This is a genomic window from Acinetobacter sp. 197, from assembly GCF_048148385.1.
GTDB lineage: Bacteria > Pseudomonadota > Gammaproteobacteria > Pseudomonadales > Moraxellaceae > Acinetobacter > Acinetobacter pecorum.
Window position 1 is genome coordinate 154,318 of record NZ_JAYWZK010000004.1, and the last position, 11,678, is coordinate 165,995.

At 45.1% G+C, this 11,678-nt stretch carries 10 protein-coding genes; 7 read left to right on the forward strand and 3 right to left on the reverse strand.

Annotated features, from left to right (window positions below; genetic code table 11):
• Nucleotides 1-309: 309 nt before the first annotated feature.
• On the forward strand, nucleotides 310-1,581 hold the full coding sequence (locus VXQ11_RS05880) for an MFS transporter (RefSeq protein ID WP_416705637.1): 1,272 nt from the start codon (nucleotides 310-312) through the stop codon (nucleotides 1,579-1,581).
• Between the two features lie 75 nt (nucleotides 1,582-1,656).
• Here the strand turns inward: VXQ11_RS05880 and VXQ11_RS05885 are convergent, their stop codons facing one another.
• Nucleotides 1,657-2,148: a MarR family winged helix-turn-helix transcriptional regulator gene (locus VXQ11_RS05885; RefSeq protein WP_064096841.1), complete on the reverse strand. Its 492-nt coding sequence runs from the start codon at nucleotides 2,146-2,148 to the stop codon at nucleotides 1,657-1,659.
• Between the two features lie 502 nt (nucleotides 2,149-2,650).
• On the opposite strand from VXQ11_RS05885, the gene badH reads away from it, so the two are divergent.
• The 4 genes from badH to aliA all read left to right on the forward strand — a co-directional run bounded on the left by badH (nucleotide 2,651) and on the right by aliA (nucleotide 7,159).
• A complete protein-coding gene (gene badH / locus VXQ11_RS05890) occupies nucleotides 2,651-3,415 on the forward strand; it encodes a 2-hydroxycyclohexanecarboxyl-CoA dehydrogenase (RefSeq protein ID WP_064101544.1) in 765 nt (254 codons plus the stop codon).
• 75 nt (nucleotides 3,416-3,490) lie between these two features.
• On the forward strand, nucleotides 3,491-4,273 hold the full coding sequence (gene badI / locus VXQ11_RS05895) for a 2-ketocyclohexanecarboxyl-CoA hydrolase (protein ID WP_101162355.1): 783 nt from the start codon (nucleotides 3,491-3,493) through the stop codon (nucleotides 4,271-4,273).
• Between the two features lie 12 nt (nucleotides 4,274-4,285).
• Nucleotides 4,286-5,443 (forward strand): cyclohexanecarboxyl-CoA dehydrogenase, encoded by a 1,158-nt coding sequence (gene aliB / locus VXQ11_RS05900; RefSeq protein ID WP_144723718.1) that lies wholly within the window; start codon nucleotides 4,286-4,288, stop codon nucleotides 5,441-5,443.
• A 48-nt stretch (nucleotides 5,444-5,491) separates the two neighbouring features.
• A complete protein-coding gene (aliA, locus tag VXQ11_RS05905; protein ID WP_416705638.1) occupies nucleotides 5,492-7,159 on the forward strand; it encodes a cyclohexanecarboxylate-CoA ligase in 1,668 nt (555 codons plus the stop codon).
• 107 nt (nucleotides 7,160-7,266) lie between these two features.
• On the opposite strand, the gene VXQ11_RS05910 is transcribed toward aliA, so the two are convergent.
• Nucleotides 7,267-7,944: a type 1 glutamine amidotransferase domain-containing protein gene (locus VXQ11_RS05910; protein WP_416705639.1), complete on the reverse strand. Its 678-nt coding sequence runs from the start codon at nucleotides 7,942-7,944 to the stop codon at nucleotides 7,267-7,269.
• A gap of 169 nt (nucleotides 7,945-8,113) precedes the next feature.
• Entirely contained in the window at nucleotides 8,114-8,998 is an 885-nt protein-coding gene (locus VXQ11_RS05915) for a LysR family transcriptional regulator (protein ID WP_416705640.1), read from the reverse strand.
• A gap of 177 nt (nucleotides 8,999-9,175) precedes the next feature.
• Between VXQ11_RS05915 and VXQ11_RS05920 the strand changes: the two genes are divergently transcribed.
• A complete protein-coding gene (locus VXQ11_RS05920; protein WP_416705641.1) occupies nucleotides 9,176-10,705 on the forward strand; it encodes a CoA-acylating methylmalonate-semialdehyde dehydrogenase in 1,530 nt (509 codons plus the stop codon).
• 11 nt (nucleotides 10,706-10,716) lie between these two features.
• Nucleotides 10,717-11,607, forward strand: a complete 891-nt coding sequence (gene mmsB / locus VXQ11_RS05925) for a 3-hydroxyisobutyrate dehydrogenase (RefSeq protein ID WP_144723722.1) — start codon at nucleotides 10,717-10,719, stop codon at nucleotides 11,605-11,607.
• Nucleotides 11,608-11,678 lie beyond the last annotated feature (71 nt).

Genomic DNA, 11,678 nt, shown 5'->3' on the forward strand with positions numbered 1-11,678 from the left:
CTCTTTTTAAAGCTATATGAAAATGAAAGAACAATCAACTTTATGATAATAAATTTCGTATAACAAAATAAAACATCTAAAATGATTGAATATTCATCTTATTTTCTTTAGCCTGATGCAAATATAAGCATGAACGAGGAATAAGAGCTAACTGATAAAAAGGAAAAAGGGATCTCCCAGACAGGATTAAAAAAGGAGTCAATCAAGTGAATAAAAAACGGATTAGCCTTAAAGCATATTCATTAGCGGAATAGCTTTAAATATAAAAAGATCATGAAAACCTAAGGATAGGAAAACAGAGATTTAAATATGACGGATTTAGCTAGAGAATTAGAAAAGATTAAACCGACGACCAAACGAACCCAGCAAATTGCTTTTATTTTCGCTTTTCTGGCTTTACTGGTAGATGGCGCTGACATGTTGCTGTTGTCTTTCAGTTTAAATAGCCTGAAAGCAGAGTTTGGTCTCAGTAATCTGCAGGCGGGTACACTAGGCAGTTTTACCTTAGCAGGTATGGCGATTGGTGGCTTTATAGGTGGCTGGGCCTGTGACCATCTGGGCCGTGTACGTACCGTAGTCATTTCGATTCTGGTATTTTCTATATTGACCGCAGCCTTAGGCTTTGCACAAAACTTTGAACAATTTGCTGTTTTACGCTTTCTGTCTGCTTTCGGTATTGGCTCTTTATATATTGCAGCCAATACGCTCATGGCTGAATATGTTCCAACTGCATATCGCACCACGGTTTTAGGTACCTTACAGGCAGGATGGACCGTCGGTTATATTGTGGCCACTGTACTGGCAGGCTGGATCATTCCGGAATATGGCTGGCGAACCCTGTTTTTTATTGCCATTATTCCCTCGGTTATGGCGATTTTTATCCAGAAACTGGTTCCTGAGCCAGAATCTTGGCAGCGTGCACGTTTGCAGCGTCTATATGCCCCAGCTGAAATCACAGCACAGCAACCTGCCAAAAAAAGCACAGTCAAAGAGATTTTCGCGGATCCTGCGAATCGCAGAATGTTTATTTTGTGGATCTTTACGGCCGGTTTTCTGCAATTTGGCTATTATGGGGTAAACAACTGGATGCCGGCATATCTGGAATCTGAATTGCACATGAATTTTAAATCCATGGCCGGCTATATGATTGGTACTTATGTGGCGATGATTTTCGGCAAAATTCTAGCGGGCTTTGCCGCAGACCGTCTGGGTAGACGCGCTGTCTTTTCGTTTGGAGCAATTGGAACGGCGATTTTCCTGCCCGTGATTGTGCTATTCAATACGCCAGATAACATTGCCTATCTGCTAATTTTCTTTGGCTTCCTGTATGGCATTCCATATGCGATTAATGCCACTTATATGACAGAAAGCTTCGCCACCTCGATTCGTGGTACTGCGGTAGGCGGTGCTTATAATGCAGGCCGTATTGGCGCCATGTTTGCCCCTGCAATTATTGGCGCGGCAGCTAGCGGTGGTTCAATTGGCCTAGGCTTTCTGATTATGGGCGGTGCCTATTTCTTGTGTGGGGCAGTGTCCGGGATATTCATCAAAGACCGTCAATACGATCCACAAAAAGCATAATTTCAACTTCAAAAAAAGAGCCTGAATACAGGCTCTTTTTTTATATTCATCAATTAAAGCTGTATTTCTATTTGTTTATTCTTGATCTGTTTCTTTATGCAGATGAATACTTTTTAAACCATCATTTACTTTATTGAGCAGATGAATCAGGGTAATCACATCGTCAAAGGCCAGCTTATTTAAGGCCTGACCATAAAAATCAAAGAAATCAGCTTGCAAGTTGTCCCATGTTTCCAAGCCTTCAGCCGTCAGTGCAACAATTTTAGCGCGGCGGTCCTGTTCACTAATGACCCGTTCCACCAGACCGTCACGTTCCAGCCGTTTTAACACTGCGTCCAGGTTTTGCCGGCTCACCCCGAGATATTCAGTCAGATCAGAAAAGGACATTCCTGATTTAACTTTTGGACGGGACAAAGCACCCAGTACTGCCCAATGCACTGGGGATATTTTCAGCTCATTGAGGCATTTACGGTCCAAACTGTTGCCCACCTGAAACAGCCGGAAAAAAAGCCGGTTATGAGCAGAATATAAGGATTGATCATATTTTTTTGACAAAGTATCACTCACAATAGTGGACATCCTCAAAACTGAAATAGCCGAGCCGCGCAGAGTATAGCCTATCGCTTTTTCGCACAAACCAGTTTCTATTATAATTTGTTTTAAAAATCATAGTGTTTTTGCAGAAATTTTCCTATTTAAATTCTGAGTCAATAAGTTTTATGGTTTGGAAATCTCCATTTTCTTTTCACTTCCATTGCGCTCACTCACCAAATATCTAAGGTTTTCTTCTCAATTTTAAAGGAATAAATTATCTGTCATGCAAAAGACATATTTTGACTCTAGAGTGAAGTCGGATTCAAATTAATCTAAAGCCAAAAACCAATATAGGTCAATACATTGAATAAATAAAAATATTAAGTTAATGATAAATATATAAATAATAATTTATAAATATTATTTTATGTAAATATATTGACATAAATTCAATCTCTTTCTATTTTAGATAAAACACACCGAATTAAAACACCAGCCGATTAAATTCAACAACAAAATAGCGTAGGGATGAGCAATGAAAGGATTAAAAGACAAGGTTGTGATTGTGACAGGCGGAGCAGGCGGAATTGGTTCAGCCACCTGCCGACGTCTGGCAGAGGAAGGCGCCAAAGTTGCCATTTTTGATATGAATCTGGAAGCGGCTGAAAAGCTGGCGAATAAAATCAATCAATACGGTCAGGCACTGGCAATTCAGTGTGATATTACCCAAAGTGATGTGGTTGAGCAGGCGGTTCAAAAAACTGAAACTGAACTCGGTCCAATTGATGGACTGGTCAACAATGCCGGCTGGGATATTTTTAAACCTTTTGTTAAAACCAATCCGCAGGAATGGGAAAAACTGATCCAGATTAATCTGGTCGGTATGTTGAATATGCATTTTGCAGTGCTGAAAGGCATGGTTGAACGCAATTCCGGCAGTATTGTCAATATTGCTTCTGACGCAGCCCGGGTCGGTTCTTCAGGTGAAGCAGTCTATGCGGCCTGTAAAGGCGGCTTGTTGTCTTTCTCTAAAACGCTGGCACGTGAACATTCACGTCATAACATCAAAATAAATGTGATTTGCCCGGGACCCACCGATACGGCTTTGCTTGCAGGCGTGACTGAAGGCGCGTCAAATCCGGAAAAATTACGTGAAGCCTTTATTCGTGCCATTCCACTGGGTCGCTTGGGTCAACCGGATGATTTGGCTTCTGCCATTGCCTTTTTCTTGAGTGATGATGCTAGCTTTATTACCGGGCAGGTACTCAGTGTCTCTGGCGGTTTAACCATGAACGGTTAAACGGACATCATCATTAAATCTCATAACAATCACAGTTCAACCAGATAGATAAAAACAGTACAGGATGTAAAGAAAATGAATTTTGAAGATATCTTATATGAAGTTAAAAACGGTGTTGCCTGGATCACGATTAACCGTCCAGAAAAAATGAATGCTTTCCGTGGTACCACTTGCGACGAACTGATCAAGGCATTGAATAAAGCAGGTTATGACCGTAACGTAGGCGCAATTGTACTGGCAGGCGCGGGTGAGAAAGCTTTCTGTACAGGTGGTGACCAGTCCGCGCATGATGGCAATTATGATGGCCGTGGAACGATTGGCTTGCCGATGGAAGAATTGCATACCGCCATCCGTGATGTACCTAAACCGGTAATTGCACGCGTACAAGGCTATGCCATTGGTGGTGGCAATGTGCTGGCAACTATTTGTGACCTGACCATCTGTTCAGATAAAGCGATTTTTGGCCAGGTTGGTCCGAAAATGGGATCGGTTGATCCGGGCTATGGCACGGCGTTTTTAGCACGCGTCGTCGGTGAAAAGAAAGCCCGTGAAATCTGGTATATGTGCCGCCGTTATTCTGGTCAGGAAGCTGTGGAAATGGGTTTGGCGAATAAATGCGTACCGGCCGATCAACTGGATGCCGAAGTGCAGGCCTGGGCTGAAGAAATCTGTCAGCGTAGTCCGACTGCCATTGCAATTGCCAAACGCAGTTTCAATATGGATACCGCGCATCAGGCAGGTATTGCGGGCATGGGGATGTATGCGCTGAAACTTTATTATGATACTGAAGAGTCTCGTGAGGGAGTCAATGCACTGAAAGAAAAACGTCAGCCTGAATTCCGTAAATATGCCAAATAAGGAGACTGATCCATGAAAAAGAATCCTTATATCACTGAAGAACTCGAGTTTCTGGCAGAAACGGCAGAAAAATTTGCCCAGAAATATATTGCTCCCGGTTTTCTGGAACGTGATCAAAGCCGAGTCTTTGACCGTGATCTGGTCAAAAAGATGGGCGAAATGGGCTTTATTGCACCTGAACTTCCGGAACAGTACGGCGGTCAGGGCATGGGCAGACTGGCTGCCGGAATTATCCATGAAGCGATTGCCAAAGCGGATTTAAGTTTCTCCTATATCAACCTGCTTGCTTCCCTAAATGGCCAAATTCTGGCCGAACATGGGCAGCCTGAAGTGGTTGAGCCCTGGCTGAAAAAACTCACTGCAGGCGAGGCTATCTTCTCAATTGCCTTGACCGAGCCGCGAGGCGGTTCTGATGCAGCAAATTTACGTTTAAAGATTGAACGTGATGGCGACGAATATGTCATTAATGGCGAAAAAACTTCAATTTCTGCGGCCGATCAGGCAGATGCTTCGGTGGTTTTCGGTCGCACTGGCGCCAATGAAGATGGTGCACATGGCGTGACAGCGCTCTTGGTTCCGATGAATTTACCGGGCATCAGTACCACACGATTTGACTGTCATGGTCAGCGCGCCATTGGTCGCGGTTCAATCTTCTTTGACAATGTTCGTGTGCCAGTCAATCACCGTCTAGGGGATGAAAACAAAGGTTTTGTGCAGGTGATGCAGGGCTTTGATTTTTCTCGTGCTCTGATCGGTTTACAGGTTTTGGCCGTTGCCCGGGTGAGTCTGGATGAAGCTTGGGAATATGCCACGCAACGCGAAGCTTTTGGTCAGCCATTGACTGCTTTTCAGGGAGTTTCGCATCCACTCGCTGAATACGAAACTCAGGTTGAAGCTGCACGCTTACTTTGCCTGCAAACCTTATGGCTGAAAGACAATCATCTGCCCCATACCTCTGAAGCAGGCATGTGTAAATGGTGGGGGCCAAAACTGGCCTATGATGTAATTCATCAATGTCTGTTGACTTTTGGTCATGCCGGTTACGATCGCGGTGTGATGGAACAGCGGATGCGGGATGTACTCGGTTTCCAGATCGGTGATGGAACAGCACAAATCATGAAAACGATTATTGCGCGGCATAAGGCAGGACGTAAGGCTGTACCAGCTTAAGGAAAATAAGCACAGGCCTGAACTAAAATTATAATGAGGAGTAAGCGAATGGATTTCGATGCGGTTCTGATCCCGGCCAGAAAAGAGGCTATGCTTAAACAGGGACACTGGTTAAACCAGACAATACTCGATTTTTTACGCAGTGCCGTAGAAAAGAATCCGGACAAAATAGCGTTGGTAAGCGTTAAGGTTGAGAATCAAACTGAACAGACTTTCAGCTATCAGCAGCTTTGGGACATGACCAATAACATTGCGCTGGGTCTGAAACAGCTGGGTGTAGCAAAAAATGACGTGGTGTCTTGCCAGCTACCGAACTGGTGGGAACTTACCTTGCTTTACCTGGCGTGTAGCCATATCGGTGCCGTGCTCAATCCGCTTATGCCGATCTTCCGTGAACGTGAACTGGAATTCATGCTCAAACATGGTGAATCCAAAGTTTTTGTTGTACCGAAAATGTTCCGCAATTTTAATCATGAACAGCTGGCCAATCAGCTGCAAAACAAACTGGAAAGCTTGAAGCATGTAGTGGTGGTCAATGGTGAAGGCGAAAATAATTTTGATCGCCTGTTGCTCAATCATGGACTGGAACAAGATGCTTCAGCAGTTGCTGCGATGGATGGACTGGAATCTGGCCCGGATGACATTACTCAACTGATCTTTACCTCAGGCACGACCGGTGAACCGAAAGGGGTGATGCATACCGCCAATACTTTATTTTCCAATATTGTGCCTTATGCGAAGCGGCTACATTTAACTGAAAATGATGTGGTGTTAATGGCGTCACCTATGGCGCACCAGACCGGTTTTATGTATGGCCTGATGATGCCAATTCAGCTGAATACCAAAGTGGTGTTACAGGATGTCTGGGACGTAGCCAAAGCCGTAGATCTGATTCATCAGCATCAGGTGAATTTCACCATGGCCTCGACCCCATTCTTGAATGACCTGTCCAATACCGTGGCGGAACAGCATGACAAGGTTGATTCACTGAAAATTTTCCTGTGTGCCGGCGCACCCATTCCAGGTCCATTGGTGCAAAAAGCCCGGGAAATTCTGGGTGTTAAAGTCATATCAGCCTGGGGTATGACTGAATGTGGTGCGGTGACGCTAACCCGACCTGAGGATGAAGATGAGCGCTCTTTCAATACTGATGGCATCGCTTTACCAGGCGTGGAAATCAAGATCGTGGATAAAAAAGGTCAGACCAAAGCCGTGAATGAATCCGGTCGTTTGATGATCCGTACCTGTTCAAATTTTGGCGGATATCTAAAACGGCCCCATTTAAATGATACAGATGCCGAAGGCTGGTTTGATACTGGCGATATTGCCTATCAGGACGAGCAGGGCTATATCCGGATTTGCGGACGTAAGAAAGATGTAATTATCCGTGGCGGAGAAAATATTCCGGTCGCAGAAATTGAATCATTGCTATATAAACATCCGAATATTGCAACAGTAGCTTTAGTGGCTTATGCAGATGAGCGAATGGGCGAGCGTGCCTGTGCAATCATCAAACTGAAAGATCAGACAAAACCGTTAAGTTTTAATGAGCTGGTAGATTTCCTGAAAACTCATAATCTGGCCATGCAGTATCTTCCGGAACGTTTGGAAATCTGGGAGGATATTCCGATGACGCCATCTGGGAAAATCCAGAAATTTAAACTCAGAGAATTACTGGCTCAGCATATTGCCTCAACAGCAGTTGAAGCGAACTAAATCTGGGAATATACGGAATTAAACCCTGAATAATATTGCCTTATTCAGGGTTTTTCTTATTCAAAAAGAAGTGACTTAAAAGGTTAATACGAATTTTAGATTAACTTCTACTTTAATAATTTTAATAAAGCTTCAGCCGTTGCAGCAGAAGAGGCTGGGTTTTGTCCAGTAATGAGTAGACCATCTTGTTGCACGTATACCTGCCAGTCCTCAGTTTTAGAATATTTCCCACCTTTTTCTTTCAGCATGTCTTCAACTAGAAACGGAACAATGTCTGTCAAACCCACGCCGTCTTCTTCGGTATTACTAAAACAGGTGACTGTCTTGCCTTCTACAATCGAACGGCCTTCGGCATCTTTCACATCACGCAGTACACCTGGTGCATGACAGACCAGCGCAACAGGTTTATCTGCCTGCAAGGTTTGCTCAATTAAAGAAATGGAATTCTGGTCTTTGGCCAGATCCCATAGTGGTCCATGACCACCCGGATAGAATACAGCATCAAAATCCTGATTTAAGACTTCACTCAACTTATGTGTATTGGCAAGAGCCTGCATAGCCACTTCATCTGCTTCAAAGCGTTTGGTGGTTTCGGTTTGCGCATCCGGCTCATTACTTTTTGGATCTAGTGGTGGCTGACCACCTGCAGGAGAAGCCAAAACTACCTCTGCGCCTGCATCAACAAAAGTGTAATAGGGTGCAGCCAGTTCTTCCAGCCAGAAGCCGGTTTTTTTGCCAGTATCACCCAGCTGGTCATGTGAAGTCAGTACCATCAAGATTTTCATATTATTTTCCTGTATCTCGTTAAACATCGTGAATAATCGACTGTTAATTTAACAAGTCACAAAGGTCAGGAGTGTTGTGATACGTTCATTTGCTGTATCGATACGTTGTTAATTCAGTTGATTTAACTTAAAGAGGTGACTCTATATACAGCACAGTTGTATTTAATATTCATCTGCCCATTAACAGGTCTTGTTGAAGATCAGCCTGCTTGCGCAGGAAATCCCAGACCAGTTTTATTTTTGGTTCATGTTGCAGATCGACCAGTGTCAGCATCCAGAAAGTGTGGGTAAAACTGAGCTGCTGACCCAGCACCTCTTTCAGTTCACTTTTATCATTGACCAGAAATTTCGGCAAAATAGCCAGTCCAGCGCCTGCACGCACGGCAGTTTCCTGCGCCAGAATGCTGTTACTGCGAAAACAGGCACTGACTTGCAGTGGAAGACGCTCTAGCGAATAGAGTGCAGTGCTATAGACCAAATCATCAATATAATCGACAAAACGGTGCTGCTGGAGGTCTTCCAGTTTTTTAATTTCCGGATTTTGCTGTAAATAATACTGACTGCCATACAGTTTCAGGCAGTAATTGGTTAGCCGGGTAATGATATAGGGCCCAGATTTGGGCCGGTCAATCGCAATCACAATATCGGCTTCTCGATGTGAAAGTTTAATCGCCTTCGGCACCGGAATCAGGTCAATGGTCAGCAAAGGATAATGTTGGGAAAATTCTGCCAAAAGACGAGCTAAAAACGCTGTACCAAAACCTTCTGGTGCACCAATTCTAACCCGTCCCTGCAAGGGATTATGGCGCTTGTCAATCTGGATAAAGGACTGTTCCATCTGTTCGACCCGTGGCACCAGTGCCAGCCCTTCTGCAGTCAGTTCATAACCTGTCGCTTCACGCTTGAATAGTTGCGTCCCTAGGGTATTTTCGAGGGCCTGAATCCGCCTTGCTACCGTACTGTGTTCCACTCCGATCAAGCGTGCGGCATTGGTGAGCGTTTTAGCACGTGCCAAAACCAGAAAAAAGCGTAAATGATCCCAATCTACTTTCATTTTCTATTTAACGTCCTGTTAAATCCCTGTGCATATTTGCACAACCATCGTGCATCAATTTCTATTGGTGGTCAAAGTGTTCTTTGTTAGTCTGCTAAAACAGCGCAAAAATTATACATTAAATAAAAGCCATTAAAGGCTCACACAACGACAATAACAAACCAGCACGGAGCGATCATGAACGCTATTTCTCATCCCCAGCAAAGTACCGGATTCACTACCGCAAAACTCCTGATTAATGGTGAATTTGTCGAATCAAAAACCAGCCATTGGCAAGATATTGTCAATCCTGCCACTCAGGAAGTCTTGGGTCAGGTGCCTTTTGCCACTGCTGAAGAAGTCAATGCAGCGATTGAGGCTGCACAAAATGCCTTTGCCAGCTGGCGCCAAACCCCGATTCAGGCACGTATGCGGATTATGCTGAAATTGCAGGATCTGATCCGTACTAACTTAAAAAGTATTGCCCAGGTCTTAACAGCAGAACAAGGCAAAACCCTGGCCGATGCCGAGGGTGATATCCAGCGTGGTCTGGAAGTAGTGGAACATGCCTGTTCGATCGGTTCATTACAGATGGGTGAGTATATTGAGGGCGTGGCACGCGGTGTCGATACCTATACCTTGCAGCAACCACTGGGTGTCTGTGCAGGGATTACGCCGTTTAACTTCCCGGCGATGATTCCACTCTGGATGTTCCCAATGGCGATTGTCTGCGGCAATACCTTTGTCTTAAAGCCTTCTGAACAGGATCCATTGTCGACCATGATGCTGGTTGAACTGGCGATTCAGGCAGGTGTACCGGCGGGTGTGCTCAATGTGGTGCATGGCGGCAAAGAAGTGGTCGATCAATTGTGTACCCATCGCGATATCAAAGCGATTTCTTTTGTCGGTTCGACCGCAGTCGGCACGCATGTCTATAACCTCGCGGGCCAGCACGGAAAACGTGTGCAGTCGATGATGGGCGCCAAAAACCATGTGGTAGTGATGCCAGATGCCAATAAAGAACAAACCTTAAATGCGTTGGTCGGTGCAGCTTTTGGCGCCGCTGGTCAGCGTTGTATGGCACTTTCAGTGGCGGTGATGGTCGGTGAGACCAAGCACTGGGTCGATGAACTGGTCAATAAAACCAAAACTTTACAGGTGAATGCCGGGCATGAACCGAATACCGATGTTGGACCAGTGATTTCAACCCGTGCCAAAGCACGTGTCATCGATTTAATTCACAGCGGTGTCGAACAAGGTGCTGAACTGCTGCTGGATGGCCGTGATGTACAGGTTCCAGGCTATGAAAAAGGCAATTTTGTCGGGCCAACGATTTTTAATCAGGTTACGACCAATATGCGCATTTATAAAGAAGAAGTATTTGGTCCAGTACTGGCCATCATGTATGTCGATACTTTAGAGCAGGCAATTGCGCTGATTAATGCCAATCCATTTGGTAATGGCGTTGGACTGTTTACCCAAAATGGTAATACTGCGCGTACCTTCCAGAACCAGATTGATATCGGTCAGGTGGGCATTAACATTCCAATTCCTGTCCCTGTCCCTTTTTTCAGCTTTACCGGTTCACGCGGTTCAAAACTGGGGGATCTAGGTCCTTATGGCAAACAGGCGGTGCAGTTCTATACCCAGACCAAAACCATCACCAGCCGCTGGTTTGAAGATGATCAGGAAAATAGTGGTGTGAATACCACAATCAGTCTGCGTTAAGGAGCATCAGTATGAAGATTGCATTTATCGGTTTAGGCAACATGGGTGGTCCGATGGCGCAGAATCTGCTCAAGGCGGGTCATCAGGTTTTTGGTTATGACTTAAGTGCAGTGGCTTTACAGCATTTTTCAGAAGCGGGCGGTGTAGTCTGCGACAGTCCACAAGCTGCCGCGAAGCAGGCGGAGATCGTGGTCAGTATGTTGCCCGCAGCCAAGCATGTGCGTGAAGTCTATTTAGGTGAAAATGGTATTTTAGAGGTACTTCAATCGGGCAGTTTGTGTATCGACAGCAGCACCATTGATCCGCAAACCATTCAGGAGGTTGCCGCAGCAGCGCAAGCCAAACAGATTCGCGTCTGTGATGCACCTGTATCTGGCGGTACTTTAGGTGCTAAAGATGGAACCCTGACCTTTATGGTCGGTGCAGATGAGGCTACTTTCGAAGCTGTCAAACCGGTTCTTGATTGTATGGGTAAAAATCTGGTGCACTGTGGTGCGGTGGGAACCGGACAGGTGGCAAAAATCTGTAATAATCTGATTCTGGGCATTTCCATGACTGCCGTTGCAGAAGGAATGGCGCTAGGAGCCAAACTGGGTATTGATCCAAAGGCTCTGGCTGGCGTGATCAACAGTTCCACCGGACGCTGCTGGAGTTCTGAAATTTATAATCCATGGCCCGATATTTGTGCCAATGCGCCGTCATCGCGGGGTTATACCGACGGTTTTGCTGCACAACTGATGCTCAAGGATTTGGGTCTGGCTGTCGATGCAGCACAACAGGTGGATCAGCCGGTGGTACTCGGCAGCATGGTACAGAAACTCTATCAACAGCTCTGTCAGGAAGGCGATGCCCATCTGGACTTCTCCAGCATCATGCATCAATACACCATGCCACCTGCTTAAAACCTAAAATATTCAGATGGAGCAAGGATTCGCTTCAATAACTACACACCTTGTCATTAATAACGATAAAT

Coding starts and splice junctions, on each gene's coding strand:
- VXQ11_RS05915 (WP_416705640.1), bottom strand. CDS start 8,998: ATGAAAGTAGATTGGGATCATTTACGCTTTTTTCTGGTTTTGGCACGT.
- aliB (WP_144723718.1), top strand. CDS start 4,286: ATGAAAAAGAATCCTTATATCACTGAAGAACTCGAGTTTCTGGCAGAA.
- VXQ11_RS05880 (WP_416705637.1), top strand. CDS start 310: ATGACGGATTTAGCTAGAGAATTAGAAAAGATTAAACCGACGACCAAA.
- mmsB (WP_144723722.1), top strand. CDS start 10,717: ATGAAGATTGCATTTATCGGTTTAGGCAACATGGGTGGTCCGATGGCG.
- VXQ11_RS05920 (WP_416705641.1), top strand. CDS start 9,176: ATGAACGCTATTTCTCATCCCCAGCAAAGTACCGGATTCACTACCGCA.
- badI (WP_101162355.1), top strand. CDS start 3,491: ATGAATTTTGAAGATATCTTATATGAAGTTAAAAACGGTGTTGCCTGG.
- aliA (WP_416705638.1), top strand. CDS start 5,492: ATGGATTTCGATGCGGTTCTGATCCCGGCCAGAAAAGAGGCTATGCTT.
- VXQ11_RS05910 (WP_416705639.1), bottom strand. CDS start 7,944: ATGAAAATCTTGATGGTACTGACTTCACATGACCAGCTGGGTGATACT.
- badH (WP_064101544.1), top strand. CDS start 2,651: ATGAAAGGATTAAAAGACAAGGTTGTGATTGTGACAGGCGGAGCAGGC.